Source organism: Sebaldella sp. S0638, from assembly GCF_024158605.1.
GTDB lineage: Bacteria > Fusobacteriota > Fusobacteriia > Fusobacteriales > Leptotrichiaceae > Sebaldella.
Genome location: NZ_JAMZGM010000068.1, coordinates 1 through 20,487, shown reverse-complemented (window position 1 = coordinate 20,487; position 20,487 = coordinate 1). Strand labels below are relative to the sequence as shown.

11 protein-coding genes and 1 pseudogene are annotated in these 20,487 nt (G+C 33.0%); 6 read left to right on the top strand and 6 right to left on the bottom strand.

The genetic code is table 11. The annotated features are described in order from the left end of the window. The first annotated feature begins 158 nt into the window (after window positions 1-158). Window positions 159-761 carry a DUF1524 domain-containing protein gene (locus NK213_RS15475; RefSeq protein WP_253350629.1) on the top strand — a complete coding sequence of 201 codons (603 nt, stop codon included), beginning with the start codon at window positions 159-161 and terminating at the stop codon, window positions 759-761. A 60-nt stretch (window positions 762-821) separates the two neighbouring features. Here the strand turns inward: NK213_RS15475 and NK213_RS15470 are convergent, their stop codons facing one another. The 5 genes from NK213_RS15470 to NK213_RS15450 all read right to left on the bottom strand — a co-directional run bounded on the left by NK213_RS15470 (window position 822) and on the right by NK213_RS15450 (window position 5,194). After that, window positions 822-1,121, bottom strand: a complete 300-nt coding sequence (locus NK213_RS15470; protein ID WP_253350627.1) for a nucleotide pyrophosphohydrolase — start codon at window positions 1,119-1,121, stop codon at window positions 822-824. 277 nt (window positions 1,122-1,398) lie between these two features. Next, window positions 1,399-2,979, bottom strand: coding sequence for a glycine betaine ABC transporter substrate-binding protein (locus NK213_RS15465; protein WP_253350624.1), 1,581 nt, complete (start codon window positions 2,977-2,979; stop codon window positions 1,399-1,401). Beyond that, the gene (locus NK213_RS15460; protein WP_253350622.1) at window positions 2,966-3,637 is read right to left on the bottom strand and encodes a CBS domain-containing protein; all 672 of its coding nucleotides are present in this window, start codon (window positions 3,635-3,637) and stop codon (window positions 2,966-2,968) included. The genes NK213_RS15465 and NK213_RS15460 overlap by 14 nt, the downstream gene beginning before the upstream one ends. Window positions 3,638-3,678: 41 nt before the next feature. Continuing rightward, a complete protein-coding gene (locus tag NK213_RS15455) occupies window positions 3,679-4,110 on the bottom strand; it encodes an ATP-binding cassette domain-containing protein (protein ID WP_253350620.1) in 432 nt (143 codons plus the stop codon). 700 nt (window positions 4,111-4,810) lie between these two features. After that, entirely contained in the window at window positions 4,811-5,194 is a 384-nt protein-coding gene (locus NK213_RS15450) for a septal ring lytic transglycosylase RlpA family protein (protein WP_305879862.1), read from the bottom strand. 382 nt (window positions 5,195-5,576) lie between these two features. Between NK213_RS15450 and adhE the strand changes: the two genes are divergently transcribed. From adhE to NK213_RS15435, 3 genes are all read left to right on the top strand, one after another. After that, window positions 5,577-8,168, top strand: coding sequence for a bifunctional acetaldehyde-CoA/alcohol dehydrogenase (adhE, locus tag NK213_RS15445; protein WP_253350618.1), 2,592 nt, complete (start codon window positions 5,577-5,579; stop codon window positions 8,166-8,168). 477 nt (window positions 8,169-8,645) lie between these two features. Continuing rightward, complete coding sequence (locus NK213_RS15440) at window positions 8,646-12,722, top strand: hypothetical protein (RefSeq protein ID WP_253350616.1); 4,077 nt, start codon at window positions 8,646-8,648, stop codon at window positions 12,720-12,722. 1,009 nt (window positions 12,723-13,731) lie between these two features. Then, entirely contained in the window at window positions 13,732-18,255 is a 4,524-nt protein-coding gene (locus NK213_RS15435; RefSeq protein ID WP_253350615.1) for an autotransporter outer membrane beta-barrel domain-containing protein, read from the top strand. A 76-nt stretch (window positions 18,256-18,331) separates the two neighbouring features. Here NK213_RS15435 and NK213_RS15430 read toward each other — a convergent pair whose 3' ends face one another. After that, window positions 18,332-18,892 carry a hypothetical protein gene (locus NK213_RS15430; protein ID WP_253350612.1) on the bottom strand — a complete coding sequence of 187 codons (561 nt, stop codon included), beginning with the start codon at window positions 18,890-18,892 and terminating at the stop codon, window positions 18,332-18,334. Window positions 18,893-19,126: 234 nt separating this feature from the next. On the opposite strand from NK213_RS15430, the gene NK213_RS15425 reads away from it, so the two are divergent. Further along, entirely contained in the window at window positions 19,127-20,152 is a 1,026-nt protein-coding gene (locus NK213_RS15425; RefSeq protein ID WP_253350610.1) for a LacI family DNA-binding transcriptional regulator, read from the top strand. A gap of 219 nt (window positions 20,153-20,371) precedes the next feature. Next, window positions 20,372-20,487 (top strand): annotated as a pseudogene (locus tag NK213_RS15420) (sugar ABC transporter ATP-binding protein); the annotation flags it as partial.

Genomic DNA, 20,487 nt, shown 5'->3' with positions numbered 1-20,487 from the left:
CATTTCGGACACCTGCCTTCTCTCAATTAGTTTACACAATCAAGATTTTTGTGTCCACTTTTTCATACTAACACCATGTTGCGCAATATATTGAAACCTTCACTATGAAAAAAAGTATCAATTATCATAAATTTGGTCAGACTTCAATAAGGTACTCAATGTTTAATATAATAAAGCTAATAAGAAATAATGATTTAAAAACTTTAGGAGAAAATTTAATTCATGAGATAAATGGAATTTCTGAAGATTGGAGTGGAATACAAAATTTTAGATTGCATAAAATGAATAGAAAATTTGTTAAACATTTGTTATCAAGAATCTCAAGTTACATAGATTTTTTAACTAAAAAAGAAATATTATACACCACTTATCAACAGCCAAATGGAGCTCCCTATGAAATTGAACATATTTGGGCCAATAAATTTGACGAACATTCAGATGAATTTGATCAAAACGAGGAATTTCAAACTATAAGGAATTCAATAGGAGCGCTAATTCTTTTACCTAAAGGAACTAATCAATCTTTTAGTAGTGATAAATATGAAGATAAGTTAGAACATTACCAAAAAGAAAATACTTATGCTCAAAGTTTACACCCTAATTGTTACATTAAAAATCCTAATTTTACTAATTCTAAGGAAATCATAGAACTTGAATTTAAAGCACATTTGAAATTTAAACGTAAGGATGTAGAGGAAAGAGCAAAATTAGTTCAAAGAATTTGTGAAAAATTATGGTCTACAGATTTTTTTCAATTATAAATAGAAGTTAATAATAAATACATTAAAAATAGGGTTTTTAACTTGAAAGAAGATGAATTTTCAAAATTTAAAAACCCTCCCCTTATTAATCTCCATTTTTTCCCGAATAATTTCATAAGGTTCAATTCCCAGCTTATCGCACATAAAGAAGACATAAATAAGGACATCGGCAAGTTCAAATTTTATATTTTCCAGATCCTCATCATTCATCTCCTCAGGATTTCTCCACTGAAAAATCTCTACAAGCTCAGACGCTTCTATAGAAACAGAAAGAGCTAGATCCTTTAGATTATGAAATTTCTCCCAGTTTCTCTCTTTCACGAATTCTCTTAATTCATCCCTGATATCTTCATAAGTCATATTATCACTCCGTAAATTTAGTATATTGCAATAAATTATAACATAAAAAAGGAAAAATATCCTCTTTCCTAAAATAGAGTTTGTACTAGATTTTCTGAAATTTTAAAGCAGAAAACAGAAAATAAACTCTCAATATAAACTAAAAACATAAAATTATCATAATATAAAATTATGAAATAAGTAAAATGAAAATCATTGAAATATTCCGAAAGTAACGGAAAATAAACAAAGACCGCCAAAACAGCGGTCTTTTAATATAAATAAAATTTTTGGAAAGCTACTTTTCTTTTATAAATCCTCTTTCGATAAGGAATTCACGTGCGACCTTATCCGGCTCCATACCTAGTTTATCTACTTTATAGTTAAGTTCTCTCATAGTTTGATCATCTATCTGACCGGCAAGCTTATTTATAGCCTCTTCCAGCTGAGGATACTTCTCAAGTATCTCTTTTCTTACAATAGGTACAGCATAATAAGGCGGGAAAAAGTGCATATCATCTTCAAGAACTTCCAGCTCAAATGCTTTAAGAAGTCCGTCTGTAGAGAAAGCATCTATAACCTGACTCTTTCCTGACTCAATAGCACTGTATCTAAGAGCCCCTTCCACAGGGTTTACAGCCTTGAACTCCATATCATATGCCTTAAGAAATCCCGGAAGTCCGTCCGGTCTGTTGCTGAATTCTATTGTAGGTGACAGCGTAAACTCTTTGCTCACAGCTTTCAGGTCGGAAATTTTGTTTAAATTATATTTTTCTTTTATTTCCTTTGTTGTAGCAATAGTGTATGTATTATTAAAACCAAGCGGTTTCAGAAGTTTCAGTCCATATCTCTTGTCAAATTCATTTTTGACAGTATTATAAGCATAGTCAGTATCAGAGCTGCTTGGAAGCTGCAGTATGTTCACGAGTGCAGTTCCTGTATATTCCACATAAACATCAATTTCAGCATTTGTGATACCGGTAAAAGTTATCTGTGTACTTCCCAGTCTGAGCTTTCTGTCTACTTTCAGATCTGTATGTTCCTCTATTATATCAGAAACCATATTTCCCAGAATAACCTGTTCGGAAAAGCTCTTTGACCCCACAGTTATCTTTTTCTTATTTTCCATTGTTGTATAAAAAATCGTACCGGCTATAATAAAAGCAAGTAAAATAATAGAGATAAGTCCATATTTTCTTATTCTTTTATTTTTAGCAATTGTCTGTTCCGAAATTATGGTTTTTCCTTTTCGAAGAGGAAGCGGAGTAACAAAATACTCAATTTTACCTACGAAAAAGTCTATGGCAAGTGCCAGTATACATGCCGGAATTGCACCAGCCAGAATTTTATTATAGTTTACAGTCTGGATACCTGCAAAAATCAGTGAACCAAGACCGCCTGCACCGATAAATGCCGCCACTGTCATAAGTCCCACAGCAGTAACTGATGAAATTCTGATTCCCGCCATTATTATAGGCAATGCAAGGGGCAGCTTCACTTTAAAAAGTCTTTGAAGCCTTGTCATTCCAATCCCTTTTGATGCTTCCAGAGTCTGCGGGTTAATTGCATTTAGTCCTGTATAGGTGTTTTTTACAATGGGGAGCAGGGAATACAGTATTACCACAGCTATTGCCGGCAGCACGCCTATACCAAGCAGCGGTATAAAAAGCCCCAGAAGAGCCAGACTCGGAATAGCCTGTATAAGATTTATAATTCCTATAATGCCTTTGGAAAGACTCTTATATGTATTAATTAATATACCCAGAGGTACTCCTATCATTATTGCAAGCAGTACAGCAATAAATGTAAGCTTTATATGTGCAAATGCAAGACTGAGGATATATTGATAATTTTCAGCTACATAACTAAGAAAGTTCATTAGTATCACCTGCCTTTTCATTGTCGAGGTACTGCATACTAAGTGAAGTTACAAGTGTTCCCGGAGTAATAAGACCTTTTAGTCTCTGCTGTTTATCTACCACAGGTATAGCAGAAAGATTATTGTCAGTAATTAGCTGTAAAAGATTCAGTATACTGTAATCCTCATAGATGGTGAAAAGAGTCTTATTCATAACCTCTGATGCCTTGACATTAGCTGAGCGTAAATCCTGAAGTGTACGGATGGTGATTAGCCCTTCAAGTCTATTGTCATCACCCACTATAAATATACTGTCTACCTTATTTTCACGCATTTTTTCAATACAGTTGCACAGTAGTTCGTCCCTGTTTGCTGTAACAGGATTTTTTATCATAATATCTTTCGCTTTTATCAAATCAGGCACAGTCCATATTCTGTTTCTTCCTACAAAATTACTTACAAATTCATTAATAGGTTTTTTCAGTATATTTTCCGGTGTATCAGCCTGTACTATCTCACCATTGTTCATAATACATATTCTGTCAGCTATTTTTACCGCCTCATCCATATCATGTGTGACGAAAACAATAGTCTTTTTCATTTTCTCCTGAAGTGCAATGAGTTCCTGCTGAAGCTGGTTTCTGCTGATAGGATCAAGCGCGGAAAACGGCTCATCCATAAGGATAATATCCGGATTATATGCAAATGCCCGTGCTACACCTACTCTCTGATCTGACCGCCGCTGAGTTGTGCCGGAAAACGATACAGATATTCATCGGGATTAAGGTCGATCATTTTCATTAATTCTACAGTCTTTTTTGATATTTCATCACTGTTTATATGCTCCAGACGGGGTATGATTTCTATGTTTTCCTTTACGGTCATATGGGGGAAAAGCCCTGTCTGCTGTATAACATAGCCTATTTTTCTACGCAGCTTTATAATATCCTTTTTTTCAATATTTTCTCCGTTTATAAAAATATGTCCTGAAGTGGGGTGGATAAGTCTGTTTATCATCTTCAGCGTAGTTGTCTTTCCGCAGCCGCTGGGGCCTATGAGAACTGTTAGTTCTCCGCTGTTAATATTTAAATTAATATTATTCAAAACTTTTTGATTTCTGAAACTTTTGTTGATATTTTGAAATTTTATCATTTAAAAATACCTCCTTTTTAGTTTTTTGAAAGCTGTTTTTTTGAATATGGGAATTCGTAATCATTTATAAAATAATAAATTAGTTTATAAAGAAATTCTTTTCTTAAAAGCCTTTATTAATGATACCATACATGAAATTGATTGTCAAAATTTCAACTTTATATATTAGTTTTACAAATTATTTATTTATGTTTTTTAAATTTAAAAATAAATAAATTTAATTGTTTTGAAAATGAAAAAATAAATGTAAGTAAAATGAATTAACTGTCTAAAAATTCAGGCGAAAGAATAAAATAAAACGTATAGGAAATAAAAATAGATAAAAAGTGAGGTACAGGATTTAAGGAAATAAATATAAGAATATTAATTTTTTTCAATTTACGAATAAGCAATAAAATTAAAAAATAAAAAGTGTTTATATCAGTGATAAACGTAAAAATAATGCAAAGTCAGAAAATATCATAAAGGATAAGCAAAGTTAAAGATGAGTACAGCAAAACAACTTTAATAAAAAAGCCCGGCTCGAAAATGTTTCCGCCGGACTTCCTATATACTTAGTACAGTTTGTATATTTAGTTTTATATATAGCAGAAATCCGGATATTTTTATAAATTAATAAATGAAACTATAAAATATATATACAGATAGAAAGTATAAAATTCTGCTTATATTGATAAGGATTTTCTAGAAAAGGAATTTATTACTTAATGACCTTAATACTGACATCAATAACGCCTTTATTCGTATCGGCTATTCTGGAAAAAGCTTCTTTGCTGAGATCAATGATTCTTCCTTTAGTAAACGGCCCTCTGTCATTTATACGTACTTTTATTTTTTTGTTATTTTCATTATTGGTTACCTCTACAATACTTCCAAAAGGTAAACTGGGATGGGCAGCTGTAAGCGCTTTCTCGGAAAAGATTTCTCCGCTTGCAGTAGAATTCCCGTTAAACTTACCGCCATACCACGATGCTTTTCCTGAATTGGGAAATCCTGTGGCTGACGGTCCGCCGCCTTTGTGTGAGACTCCTGAACATGAGATTACCATCAGAAAAACTGTGAAAATGTAGATTATTTTTTTCATATTTTACTCCTTTAATCAAAAATAAATCGTTTAGTGAGTAAATAAAAATTCACTGAACAAGTGTTTGTTGTATTTATTATAACACACCACATAAAAAAGTTTAATAGAAAATTTATTTGACATTTTATTCACAAAGAAATATAATTAGACATATAAAAGATTAGATAACAGTCTCTATATTGTGAATAAAATATTATTGTTCATCAATACAAGACTTTTTAAGATTTTATACTAAGTGAAAAAAATAACATAATTAGAAAGTATAGTTTACATATATAGAATTAATATATACCTTTACAACTGAAAAAATATATACTGTATAATTTTATGTTAGTATGATTTTTATTTAAAAAGTGAAAAAAATAATTTATGGAGGTCAAAAATGGTTAAGGATTTGGAATCATTAAGAGAAATGATGGCAAAAGTAAAAGCAGCGCAGGCAAAATTCGCTGAATACAGCCAGGAAGAAGTAGACAGAATCTTTAAAGAAGTCGCTTTAGTAATTAACAATGAAAGAATTAATCTTGCAAAAATGGCTGTTGAGGAAACAGGAATGGGTATTTTGGAGGATAAGGTAATAAAAAATCATTTTGCCTCTGAATATATTTATAATAAATACAAGGATGAAAAGACTTGTGGAGTACTGGAAGAAGACAGATCATTCGGTATTAAGAAAATAGCTACGCCGATAGGAGTAGTGGCAGGGGTAATACCTACGACTAACCCTACATCAACTACAGCATTCAAAACACTGCTTGCTCTAAAAACAAGAAACGGAATTATATTCTCTCCGCACCCAAGAGCGAAAGGATGTACAATCTATACTGCGAAACTAGCTTTAGAGGCTGCAGTGAAAGCTGGAGCACCTGAAAATATCATCGGATGGATAGACGAACCAAGTGTAGATCTTTCAAAGGAATTAATGGCAGAAGCTGATTTGATACTGGCAACTGGAGGACCGGGAATGGTTAAGGCAGCTTACTCATCAGGGAAACCGGCAATAGGAGTAGGAGCCGGAAATACACCGGTAATAGTAGATGAAACAGCAGACGTAAAAATGACTGTAAACTACACACTAATGTCAAAAACTTTTGATAACGGAGTAATTTGTGCATCTGAACAAGCTGTAATAGTAGATGAGAAAATTTATGACGAAGTAAAAAAAGAATTTGATTTAAGAGGAGCATATATCCTTAAAAAAACTGAAATAGACAAAGTAAGAAATACAATATTCGTAGATGGTGCATTAAACTCGAAAATAGTTGGTCAGAGTGCATACACTATAGCAAAAATGGCAGGAGTAGAAGTTCCTGAAAATGCAAAAGTCCTTATAGGAGAAGTAACGTCTGTTTCTGATGAAGAGCCGTTCGCACATGAGAAGTTATCTCCGGTACTGGCTATGTATAAAGCAAAAAATTATGACGACGCATTGGATAAAGCAGCAAAACTAATTGATCTTGGAGGACTTGGACATACATCGCTTCTTTATGTAAACCTTGCTGAAAGAGAAAAAGTAGATAAATTCGGTAAGAGAATGAAAACAGGAAGAACTCTTGTAAATATGCCTTCATCACTTGGAGCAATAGGAGATGTATTTAACTTTAAGTTAGAGCCGTCATTAACATTAGGATGCGGTTCTTGGGGAGGAAACTCTGTTTCTGAAAACGTTGGTGTAAAACATTTAATTAATATAAAAACAGTCGCTGAAAGGAGAGAAAATATGCTTTGGTTTAGAGTTCCTGAAAAAATCTATTTTAAATTTGGTTCACTTCCTGTAGCTTTAGAAGAATTGAAGGGGTCTAAAAAAAGAGCATTTATCGTAACAGATTCAGCGCTGGCAAAACTAGGATTTACTAATCATATAACAAAAGTATTAGACGAATTAAATATAGACTACAGAATATTCTCAGATGTTGTGGAAGATCCGACATTATCATCAGCTCAAAAAGGAGCACAGGCAATGCTTGACTATAATCCTGACGTAATAATAGCACTTGGCGGAGGTTCTGCAATGGATGCTGCGAAAATTATGTGGGTACTGTATGAGCATCCTGAAGTAAAATTCCATGATTTATCAATGAGATTTATGGATATAAGAAAGAGAATATATGCATTCCCTAAAATGGGAGTAAAAGCAGAATTTATAGCTGTGGCAACATCAGCAGGAACTGGTTCTGAAGTAACACCTTTCTCAGTAATAACTGATGACGAAACAGGAGTAAAATATCCTCTGGCTGATTATGAATTAACACCTGATGTGGCAATAATCGATCCTGAATTAATGCTTACTATGCCTAAAGGATTAACAGTGGCATCTGGTATAGACGTACTTACACATGCTGTGGAATCTTATGTTTCTACACTTGCTACTGAGTATACAAAACCTATATCACTTGAAGCAATGAGATTAGTATTTGACTTCCTGCCTGAATCAGTGGACGGAGGAGCAAAAGCTATTAACGCCAAAGAAAAAATGGCTAATGCATCATGTCTTGCAGGTATGGCTTTCGCCAATGCATTCCTTGGAATATGTCACTCAATGGCACATAAACTGGGAGGAAAGTTCCATGTACCTCACGGTATAGCAAATGCAATGCTTCTAAATGAAGTAATCAAGTTTAACGCTGTGGAAAGTCCTACTAAAATGGGTGTATTCCCTCAGTACAAGTATCCTGATGCAAAAAACAGATATGTAGAAATAGCTAATTTCTTAGGAATAAGCGGTAAAACAGATGATGATAAGATTACTAACCTTATCAAAGCTATAGACGAATTAAAAGCTAAAATCGGAATACCTGCTTCTATAAAAGAGTATGGAATTGCCGAAAAAGATTTCCTGGAAGCTGTGGATCAGTTAGCATTAGATGCATTTGATGACCAGTGTACAGGTGCAAACCCTAGATATCCGTTAGTAACTGAATTAAAAGAAGTATATTTAAAAGCATACTATGGTGCTGATTACAAAGGTAAATAAAATTTTTATAAATGTGTAAGCCTGCTGAAAAGCAGGCTTTTTATATGGGGATATATAATTTTTTAATAAAGTGGAAAAAATATTAAGAGATAAAAACATGCTTAGAATAAAAATTCTAAATACAGATAGTGCATTTTTTTACTGTAAAATTAGTATAAAAAAATAAATTAGAATAAAAATATAATTCAATGATTAGAGGATTATTAGCTTTATAAAATCAAAAACTAATTTTGAGATAAGAGAATACACATAAGAAAATTATAATATAATATTACAGAGAAATATAAGTGGTGTACAATAAATGTTAAACATAAATTCAGGAATTAGAATTTTATTCACAACTGATAAAAAGAAATAAATGTATAAAAATAAGAAAATTAATAATACTAAAATAGAAATGCAAAAAATGGCTGTGACAGGATAATTTATTTAAAATAAATTTTAAAAATTTGTATAAACAAATTAGGAGAGATGAAAATGAAAAAGATATTGCTGATTTCTATATTAGGGGCATTGGCAACAATGGCAAATGCCCAGGTTGATGTGAAAACATCAGCGGAAAGTGTAAATATAATATCAAACGGAAAAACATCTGATGATATGATAATTAGTGGAGAGGGTCCTTATACTGCCGGCGGAGGAAGCGGAAATCCAAATCCAAACTGGTATTTGAAAGGTTATGAAATAAGTAACGGTTCCAGCCTTGAAAACGCCAACACCATAGATTTAAACGGGAAATACAATGCAGGTATATCATTAAGAAATGATTCCGATGCGTTGAACTCGGGAATAATAAATTTGAACGGAACGAATGGTGTGGCTATATTACTTGAAGATGGAACTGGAAGTATAATGAATACTTCTTCAGGTATAATAAACTTTACAGATGGATATGGAATAGCTTCAAAAGGATATGCAGAAACATCTTTTACAGGATTTATACAAAATGACGGTTTAATCATTTCTAACAATGGCGGATTAGGGATTTCAGTGTATGGTGGACAGACGAAAGCCGGCGGTTTAGTTATAAATAACGGAACAATAAGAGTGGAGAATTCTCCAGTAGGTGCTACAGCTGCAAGAATAACTGGTTTTACATTGTTTATAAATAATGGTGAACTGTATGGTTCTAACCCGTCTCTTTACTCAAGCGGAGGTATATTAGGCGGTAGTGCAGGTGCTCAGTTGTATAACTCAGAGTCTGGTGTAATTACCGGAAAAAATTATGCTAATGGAGTATATGTATCCAATTCATCTCTTACAAATGTTACTTCTATAGTAAATGACGGAATTATAAATGTCGATAAAGGATATGGAATATATGCAGTTGCTTCAAATGTAGAAAACAATGGAACTATAAGTTCAAATGGTACAGGAATATATGCTACAAAATTTTCCAATGGAACTCCGATTTCTACAGTTGTAAATAACGGGACAATAATAATAGGAAATAATGGAACAGGTATAAGAATTAATCAGAGTATAGGTGAAAATAACGGTGAACTTGTTATTTCCGGAAATAATAGTACAGGGTTTCATATAATAGGCGGAAGAGGCTATGCAGGGCAGATTACAAACAACCATGATATAACTTCAGATTCAGATAAAACAGGAGTTACTCTGGTAAAAGTTGACGGAAGTACAACAGTTGGCGATGAGACAGCGCATATATATAATAATGCATCATTGACAGCTCTCGGCGACAATTCAACAGTTATTTACTCTTTAAGTAACGGAAAAATACATAATGCAGGAAATATAACAGTAAATAACGGAATAGGAATAAAACTGGAATACTCATCATTAAATGCAGGAGATAATACAGGATTAGTGACAGTAAAAGGAAACGGAATAGGAATTTTGGCCGGTGCTTCAAATTACAGCGGTTCTATCTTAGAAAATGACGGGAAAATAGTTCTTGAGAATAACGGAACAGGAATTTATGTTTTATCAGGTAATACTTATCTGAATGGTACAACCGGAAATAATACAGGCGGAATAGTATTTTTGGGTGAAGGCGGGACAGGAATATATGTAACCGATGCAAAATCATCTTTTGCAAATCACAGTGATTTAGAGGCAGCCGGTGATAATACAACAGGTATATATATAACAAAATCCGCAACTGTAACAAATACAGGAAATATGACATTATCAGGTGATAATTCCATAGGTATTGATATATCTGAAGGCGGAATATTAGGATCTAATACAGGAATTATAAATGTAAATAACGGAATTGGAATAAATTTACGAAATGTTGAATTGAAAGAAGAACAAAATACAGGAACTATATATGTAAATGGTGAAAACGGAGTAGGAATAAACGGTCAGAATTCTATAATTGTTAACGGAACCGGCATAGAAGTAAATAATGGGACAGGAATAAAAAGTGTACAAACCGAGGTAACAAATGGGTTAGCAGGAAGAATAAATGTTTTAAACGGAACAGCCATAGATACGGATAGTTCAGTTGTTTTAAATCAAGGAGTTTTAAGTAATGGTAATGGAACAGGGATTAAGTCCGTTAATTCTTATATACAGAATGCCGGTGAAATAAACGTTGTTAACGGAACAGGAATATCAGCAACAGACGGCAGCTTTATTGTGAATGATTCATTGCTGAAAAGTGGGGATACGGGAATACATTCAGAAGGTTCGGTAGTTTTTAATGATGGCATAATAGATGCCGGCGGAACAGGATTATACGCTTACAATAATATAAATATAATGAATACCGGTGAAATAAGTGGAAAAACCGGAGTAGAAATAAATTCCGGAGCAGAGGAATTCAGCGGTCACTTTTTTAACACAGGAAAAATATCAGGAACAGAATATGCAATAAAATTTGATAATGGAAACAGTGTACTTGAACTTGGTAACGGGAGTATAATAAACGGTAAAATAGATGCTTCCGGCGGAGAAAATATATTAGTAGTAAATGGAAATATAAAATTAGACAGTGCTGATAATTTCAGCAAACTGGTGGCAATCGGAGACAGTACAGTATCAGGAACAATTAATTTGAAACCGGCCGAAGATTACAGTTATTATACTGGTGCATACACAGAATCAAAAAATACGGATAATATTGCCAATGAAGAGAATTTAGGGGAATTAACATTATCCGGAGTAATAAATGTAGGTGTAAATTATGATGGAATAACAGATGAAACAGCTAAAACAGGTAAAATATTAACAAGCGGATTAAAGCTGCAAAATGGGTCAGTAGTTTTAAACAATGCAGGAAACACTGTGAATGACATAGCAACAGAGTCAGGTAAAACAAATTACGGTGATCAGATAAGAATAAAAAGTATAATTGTTTCAAACAAACAACAGGCTGTAGATCCGGAATTCAGATTTCAGACTGCAGGAGGAATGAATGAAGCAGCCGGCTGGACAAGAGAAACTACAGCAAGAATAGAAAACGGTGTAACAGTATTAGATGAGGTATATACAAATAATAATAAAGTTAATTCCAGTGATACAAACACAGATATAAATTTTCAGAAAACAACAGATCTGAATTCAAACTCTGAAGAGAAAACAGAAACAAACGAAGAAACAAATGTAAGTTCTGAATTAGTTAGAACAGCAGAAAAAGATACAGAAATAAAACCAATCTCTGTGTCATCGGTAAAAATAAATGCAGTTCCAAGAAACAGAGTAGACCTTGATAATGTAAATAAAATGAATACATTATCTGAACGGTTCCTTAATATGGAAGCAGACAGAATGGCTGCCGGAGAGACAAAACAGACAATAGAATATACAGGAGCAAAAAAAGGGTCGTATTTTTCAGAAAATAATAATTTTAATTATGATTATAATGTAGATTCCAACGGAATCGCAGGAACAACATTGCATAAATATACTGATAATTTTTACGGAGGAATATCTCTTGGATATACAGACAGTGAAGTAAAATATTCCAATGATGATAATGAAAAAATAAATTCATTTAATACAGATATATTCGGAAGATACGAAATTGGAAACTGGAATTTGGGAGGACATTTTGGATATGGATATAACAGACATGAATTAGAAGTTGACTGGTTAATGTCAGGAAAAAAAGTAAGTAATTATGAATCACACGTAATAAATACAGGGATAACGGCAGGATATGACATGGAATTAGGAAATACAGGATTAATATTATCACCTGCAGTAGGAATGGATTATGTAATTGTAAATGAAGGGACAATAAAAACAGACGGAATGTCAGATATAGAATCTGCAGCAGGAAAAGGAGCTGTAGGAAAAATAGGATTAAGTCTGGGAAACAGCGGAAAGAATTTCAGATGGAAAGCCGGAATAGGATATGAACAGAACTTTACTGATACTTTTCACAAAGAAAGAAAAATGGTAAACGGTTATACAATGGAAAAACTTTATTACGGAAAAGATACTTTGAGAGCGAATCTGGATATGGATTATAAACTATCAGATAAGTTCAGTATAAAAAGCGGTTATGAATATGAAAATAACAGTAATTATGAAAATCATAAATTTGATGTAGGTATTTCATATACATTAGGCGTAAAATAATCCTGTATAATAAATAAAGTTTATAAAAAATGAGAAACTAACAAGGGAAGGCTGTATAAAATAAAGTTTTATACAGCTTTTTTTAATAACATCAAATTAAGATAATAAAAAGAATGTGCAGAAATTATGCAGAATAATAACAGAGATAAAACTTTTCAAAAATATAGTTTTCTATATTAATGCATAGTTTCAGGCAATCTGGGAAATAAAAAATATTTAGAATGAAATAAGTTAAAAAAAATATAAAACTAATTTTGAAATAAGCAAAATCAAATAAAAAAAATGTATGATATTATTGTTAGTAAGGAACGGTACGATTGTTAACATTTCTGTCTTGATAAATTTTACTGATTATTATAGTTTTAGGAATTGAAACATTGGAATAGTGTAAACGTTATACAAAATTTTTGTAAAAATGTGATTATCAAAATTCTAAAATAATGAATTAATTAAAGAAATATATGAAAAAGAAAACTACCTACCCCACCTTGAAATAGATAAAACAGAATTTTATAAATTTACATTTGTAATTGTGATTTTGTATATAATATAGAGTAAGAGTAAGAGTAGTAACAAAGAACGAACAGTGGTATGTTTAGGATCAGTAAAATGGCAGTTATGGATGATGGTTGTACATGCTGACAAAAAGTAAAATGCAGGAATTTTAATTTGATCTTATATGATTTATTTTAAAATTTCTGCTATGAAATAAATTTACATGAAAATGTGCAAAGATATGAATAAAATAAGGCATACATCTAATTTAAAGTATGTCTTATTTTTGAAACAAAATCAAAAATAGAAAAAAAACATTTAAAATTTTATACATTTTTAGAGGGTTTATTCTAAAAAGTTGTTGTACATATTGAAATTAAAGGGATATAGCGATTTGACAGAATGGAAATAATATGATACTATAATTTGAAAACTTAGTTTATTAATTAAATAAAAAGTTTGTATTTTAAATTTTAAAAAAGATTTGTATGAGCAAATCAGGAGAAAGAGGAAAATGAAAAGAATAATATTAATGTCAATGCTTGGAACATTATCGAGTTTTGGGAATGCGCAGGTTACAGTTAATACATCCTCTGACACAATAAATATAACTAGTGATACACAAACAACAAATGATTTGGTAATTACCGGAGAAGGACCGTATACTGCCGGCGGAAACAACGGGAATCCGGACCCTAACTGGTACTTGCAGGGATATAAAGTGAGTAACGGGGCAGTTCTTGAAAACTTAAATAAGATTGACCTCAATGCGAAATACAATAATGGAGTTTTAATAAGTAACAATTCCAGTCTGATCAATTCCGGAACAATTAATATGAACAGCACAAATGGTGTGGGAGTTTTATCAGCAGACGGAACAGGGACAATTATAAATACTTCTGACGGAGTAATTAATCTTACATCGGGTATAGGGATTGCTACAAAAGGTTATTCCGGACCTACATTTACAGGAGTTATACGAAATGACGGTACAATACTGTCAACAGCAGGCGGAACAGCTATATTTACATATGGAAGTCAGAATATAAAAGGCGGTACTATTGAAAATAACGGGATTATAAGAGTAAACGGCGGAACAAGCGCTTCTGCGGTTACAATAAGAGGGTTTTCTACATTTACCAATAACAATGAAGTGTCAGGTTCAGCCTCAGCCAGTTCATCGTTCAGCGGATTACTGACAGGAGACAGCGGAGCCCAGCTTATAAACTCATCAACAGGTGTGATAACAGGGAAAAATTATGCAAATGGAGTATATATAGCAAACTCTTCTCTTACAAATCAGTCATTTGTAAAAAATGACGGAATAATAACTGTTGAAAAAGGGTATGGAATTTATGCACTTGCTTCAAATGTAGAAAATAACGGATCAATAACATCAAATAATTATGGAATTTATGCTACTAAATACTCTAATGCAGCTCCGTTTTCTACGGTTATAAATAACGGAAGTGTGACAATAGGAAGTAACGGGATCGGAATCCAGCTTTCACAGGCAATTGGTGAAAATAACGGGAAAATAATCATTGCAGGAAATAATGTAACCGGAGTATCTATATTCGGCGGCGGAGCCTACGAAGGACGTTTTACAAATAACAGTGATATAATTTCCGGTTCGGATAAAACAGGTATTACTTTGATAAAATTAAGCGGAAGTACAACAGCTGGCGATAAAACTGCACATGTATATAATAATGCAGCATTAACAGCTCTCGGGGACAATTCAATAGCGATCTATTCTACAAATAACGGTAAAATACATAATACAGGAGATATAACAGTAAATAACGGAATAGGAATAAAACTGGAATATTCATCATTAAACACAGGAGATAACACAGGGTTAATAACAGTAAAAGGAAGCGGAATAGGAATTTTGGCCGGTGCCTCATATTACAAAGGTTCTGTTTTGAATAATGACGGAAAAATAGTTCTTGAGAATAATGGAACAGGAATATATGTTTCATCGGGAACTACTTATATGGACGGAACTACAGGGACAAATACCGGGACAATAGAATTTAACGGCGAGAGCGGAACAGGGATTTATGTAACAGATGCCAAAACATCTTTCACAAACAGTGCTGACTTTGTATCAACAGAAAGAAATACTACAGGTATGTCTGTGACAAAATCTGCAAGTATAACAAATACAGGAGATATGGAATTATCAGGTGCAGGTTCTGTGGGAATAAACATTACTGACAGCGGAAACTTAATATCGAATACCGGAACTTTGAGTATAGATAACGGTATAGGAATAAGAATAAGCAATTCAGAACTAAAAGACGGACAAAATACCGGGATTATCAATATCGACGGTGAAAACGGCGCAGGGATAGCAGGAATAAATTCAAAAGTCAGTAATAACGGACAAATTTATGTAAGCGGTATGGCTCTTGGAATGTATGCTAATAACACTGAACTGAATAATGCAGGAGAAATTAATATAACAGAGGGAACAGGAATAGCAGGAGAGAGCAACAGTAAAATTGTAAATAGTGCCGCAATAAAAATAACAGATTCAGGAACAGGAATCAAAGCTGCAGGGTCTGAAGTAACAAATGAAAGTACAGGTATAATATCAGCAGTTAAAGGGACTAATATAGATGTAAGCAGTACAACACTGACAAATAACGCGCTTTTAAGCAATGAAGACGGTGTAGGAATACTTGGCAATAATTCTAAAGTGACAAACAGCGGAGAATTGCAGATAATAAAAGGAACAGGAATTTCAACTTTAAATAACAGTATCCTGACAAACAGTGCGAAAATAAGTATAACAGAAGGAACAGGAATACAGACATCGGCTTCAAATGTAACAAATACAGCCGGCGGGGAAATAAAAGTGTCAAAAGGAATTAACATAGATTTAGCAGATTCTGTACTAAAAAATGCTGCATTATTGATTAATTCAAATGGTGTAGGGATAAATGCCGATAATTCAGAAATAGAAAATACCGGTAATATAAGTATAGAGAATGGAACAGGAATCTTAACAGCAAATAACAGCATGCTTCTGAACAGTGCTCAAATAAGTATATCAACAGAAGGAACAGGAATAAAAGCTGATAATTCAACAGTAAAAAATACCGGAGATATAGATATAACAAAAGGAACAGCAATAGCAGCTTTAAATAACAGCAGTATTTTGAATACAGGTTATTTGAAAAGCGGCAATACAGGAATAAGTTCTGAGCAGTCAACATTATTGAACCAAGGTAAAATAGAAGCAGCGGAGACAGGGATTTATGTGTCGAATAATATAAAAACGGTAAATACAGGAGAAATAAACGGAAAAACAGGTGTAGAAATAGTTTCCGGTGCAGAAGAATACAGCGGACACTTCTTAAATACTGGTAAAATATCAGGTACAGATTATGCAGTGAAATTTGATAACAGCAGCAGTGTGCTTGAACTAGGAAACGGAAGTGAAATAAGCGGGAAAATTAATGCTTCCGGCGGAGAAAATGTATTAATAGTAAACGGAAATGTAAAAATAGATAGTGCTGATAATTTTAATAAAATAGTAAGCAGAGGAAATTCGGAAATTACAGGAATTATCAACCTGAATCCTGCTGCAGATGACAGTTATTATACAGAAGCTTTTTCAGGGAAAAAAAGTATGGCGGATCTGGCTGATGAAACTGAACTGGGAGAATTAACATTATCAGGAGTAATAAATGTAGGTGTAAATTATGACGGAATAGTGAATGAAACAAATAAAACAGGAAAAATAATAGCAGCAAGTCTGAATTTACAAAACGGAAAAATAGTTTTGAACAATGCAGGAAATACAGTAAACGATATTGCAAAAGAATCAGGGCTCACTAATTACGGAGATCAGCTGAGAGTAAAGAGTATAGTTGTTTCTAATAAAAAACAGGCTGTGGATCCTTCTTTCCAGTTTCAGACAACTGGAGGAATGAATGAAGCAGAAGGTTGGACTAAGGAAACAGTATCAAGAATAGAAAACGGAGTTACAGTACTGGATGCATTGTATACGAATCTTAATAAGGAAGTTCCTGTTACTCCTGTACCAGATCCTGAACCGAATCCTGATCCAGTACCAAGTCCGTCTCCTGATCCAAAACCAACAGCAGCGGAGAAAACAAATGCCGTTCCCAGAAACAGGGTTGATCTTGACAGCTTAAACAGACTGGACACAATGTCGGGGAATTTTCTTTCTATGGAAGCAGACAGTATGAATTCCGGTGAAAGAAGACAATCGGTAGAATATGTAGGAACAAAAGCAGGATCGAACTTTAAAGGAAGCAACAGTCTTAATTATGATTATGATGTGGATTCTGACGGAATAGCCGGAACAACACTTTATAAACATACAGATAATTTATACAGCGGTTTTACTTTGGGATATACAGATAATAAGGTAAGATATGATAACGGAGATGAGGAAAAGGTAAATACATTCGGTATAGATGTATTTGGAAGATATAAAACAGGAAACCTGAATCTGGACGGACATTTCGGATATGGTTATAATGAACACAAACTTAATGCAGACTGGCTTATGGCAGGAAGAAAAGAGAGCAGTTATAATTCTCATGTAATAAAAACAGGAGTAACAGCAAGCTATGACCAGAATTTATGGAATACAGGTTTGGTGGTAACTCCGTCAATAGGTGTGGATTATATAATGGTAAATGAAGAAACAATCAGAACTGATGGTATGGCAAAGATAGAAGGTGCTTCAGGTGATGGTGCAGTAGGGAAAATCGGTCTTCATATTGGGAACGGTACAGGAAATTTCAGATGGCTTGTGGGAATAGGCTATGAACAGAATTTCACTGATACATTCCACAAAGACAGAAAAATGACAAATGGCTACACAATGGAAGAACTGCATTATGGAAAAGGAACTTTAAATGCAAATTTAAATATGGACTTCAAGATAACAGATAAATTTACTCTTAAAACAGGTTATGAATATGAAAATAACAGTGATTTTGAAAATCATAAAATCAATGCAGGAATTTCGTATATACTTGGAGAAAGATAAGAGTTAATAAAAAAGAAATGTAAAAAATGAAATACACCCAGAAAGTCAGGGGAGCCTGACAAACAGGGTGTATTTTTTATTTTTCAGTGTTATCCAGATAAATATTTTCCTTTTTTATGAAATATTCCCAGTAATCTGCCATTTTAGTGGACAGATTAATGATCTTCAGAAGATTCTTTCCGGGATTTTCCTGTGACCAGACTGCACAGATTTCCAGAAATTCCAGCTTATACTGATAAGCAGTTATGGCATCTTGGTGCAGTTCTTTCGCTGCTTTATTGAAGTTTTCATCATCAGTATTGCCCCAGTCTTGTGTTTCAAGGTCTGTCAATATCATGGTTACATCCTGAATACTTTTACGTGCCTGAGAATGCACTGACAGGGTATCGGAATCTTCAAGCCCCTGTGCTATAATTTTTAGTCCGTCAATATGTATGTCTTCATATTCGATTAGTTTATTCCTGATTTCCTCTTTCTCCTGTAATACCTGAGGTGTATTTTGGTAAACAGGCTTTTCTATTTTTTTGTTCTTTACTGAAGAAGCGGATACGAAAAATTTAGTCGCAACATATCCTAAAGCAAGAAGCAGAAAAATAATAATCCCTGTAATCAGAGTAATTTTCTTCTTTTTAGTCATTGTATCTCCTTAATGAAATTTTATAATATTTTATCACAGGAAAGAAAATATTGCAATTTTAGAAAAAAATCTTTAAAACAGAAAAATTTTCTGTATATAAAAAAATAAAATATTAAAAGAATATAGAGAAAAGCCTGTATTCCAGAAGAGAAAAGGAAAAATACCATTGAGAGAATGTTGACACAAATTGGAATTTATGTTAACATAAAAAAAACGTTTTCTGTTAGGAGAATTATGAGTAAAATAACAATAAAAGATGTGGCCAGAGAAGCTGGGGTTTCTGTTTCTACAGTTTCACGTGCTTTATCAAAACCTGAGAATGTAAAAAAAGAATATGTGAAAAAAGTATTGAAAGCAGCGGAAAAGCTTAACTATACACCAAGTATAACTGCCCAGAATCTAAAGGGGAAACTGAATAATATAGGTGTGATACTAAATGCTAGTACTGACGAATCTTTTCTTTCTCCATATCTGTCAGAAGTTCTGAGGGGCATAATGACTATAACACAGCAAAAACATTATTTTATACAGTTATTATCATGTGAAAGAAGTGAAGAAAAAACCAAAGAACTCATCTCACTTTATAAAAGCGGAAGAGTGGACGGGTTTATACTTTTGAGCAGTAAGCTTGACGACATGTTTATAACAAGTTTTGCAGAGAATGACGTAAAATTTATAATAAATGGAAATGTATATGATGAAAACCTTATAAATAAAGTATATACCGTAGATACATTAAATGAAGAAGATTCTTTTCTTGCGGTAAGCTATCTCATAAAACTGGGGCACAAAAAAATAGCAATGGTAAATTCTTCTACTGAATTTACTGTAAATTATGAAAGATATATGGGATATAAAAGAGCATTAAGTGAGAATAATATAGAGGAAGATAAGGAAATAATACTGGAAACCGGGGATACTATAGAGAGTATAACGAGTACAGTAAGGGGATTACTGCTGAAAAGAGGCGACATTACGGCTATATTCTGTAAAAATGACATAAAGGCAAGAATAGTCATGAATATTGCTGATGAACTCGGTTTGAGAATTCCTGAGGAACTGTCAATAGTGGGGCATAATGATACTTATATGTCAGAAATAGCAAAACCAAGACTGACTACTGTAAAAGTGCCGATTTATGAAATGGGCGTGGAGCTTGCAGAGAGATTAATGCTGGTGTTAAACGGAAATGAAATAGAGAAAAGAAAGATATTTGAAACAGAGCTAAAGTTAAAAGATTCATGTGCAAAAATAAAATAAAACATAAAAATAAAATTATAGAGAGTTACTTTTCTTAGAAAAGCTGCTCTTTTTTTATTTTTTCAAAAAAATAAAATTTTTTCTATTGACATAATAAAAAACTTGAGGTATTATCATATTGAAAACAATTTCTGAAATAAGCTTAAATTTAGAAAATGTTTTCTTGGAATAATTTTGTTTATAAAATATTAATAAAATAAAGTAACTGGAGGGTTTTAAATGGCCAAAGTGACATTAAAAGGTGTGGAGAAACAGTACCCTAACGGGTTTAAGGCAGTACACGGGATAAATCTTGATATTAAAGACGGGGAATTTATGGTTTTTGTGGGCCCTTC

Excerpts from the sequence above, each read along its gene's own strand:
- NK213_RS15475 (WP_253350629.1), top strand. The coding sequence starts at position 159 with ATGTTTAATATAATAAAGCTAATAAGAAATAATGATTTAAAAACTTTA.
- NK213_RS15470 (WP_253350627.1), bottom strand. The coding sequence starts at position 1,121 with ATGACTTATGAAGATATCAGGGATGAATTAAGAGAATTCGTGAAAGAG.
- NK213_RS15465 (WP_253350624.1), bottom strand. The coding sequence starts at position 2,979 with ATGAACTTTCTTAGTTATGTAGCTGAAAATTATCAATATATCCTCAGT.
- NK213_RS15460 (WP_253350622.1), bottom strand. The coding sequence starts at position 3,637 with ATGGATGAGCCGTTTTCCGCGCTTGATCCTATCAGCAGAAACCAGCTT.
- NK213_RS15455 (WP_253350620.1), bottom strand. The coding sequence starts at position 4,110 with ATGATAAAATTTCAAAATATCAACAAAAGTTTCAGAAATCAAAAAGTT.
- NK213_RS15450 (WP_305879862.1), bottom strand. The coding sequence starts at position 5,194 with ATGAAAAAAATAATCTACATTTTCACAGTTTTTCTGATGGTAATCTCA.
- adhE (WP_253350618.1), top strand. The coding sequence starts at position 5,577 with ATGGTTAAGGATTTGGAATCATTAAGAGAAATGATGGCAAAAGTAAAA.
- NK213_RS15440 (WP_253350616.1), top strand. The coding sequence starts at position 8,646 with ATGAAAAAGATATTGCTGATTTCTATATTAGGGGCATTGGCAACAATG.
- NK213_RS15435 (WP_253350615.1), top strand. The coding sequence starts at position 13,732 with ATGAAAAGAATAATATTAATGTCAATGCTTGGAACATTATCGAGTTTT.
- NK213_RS15430 (WP_253350612.1), bottom strand. The coding sequence starts at position 18,892 with ATGACTAAAAAGAAGAAAATTACTCTGATTACAGGGATTATTATTTTT.
- NK213_RS15425 (WP_253350610.1), top strand. The coding sequence starts at position 19,127 with ATGAGTAAAATAACAATAAAAGATGTGGCCAGAGAAGCTGGGGTTTCT.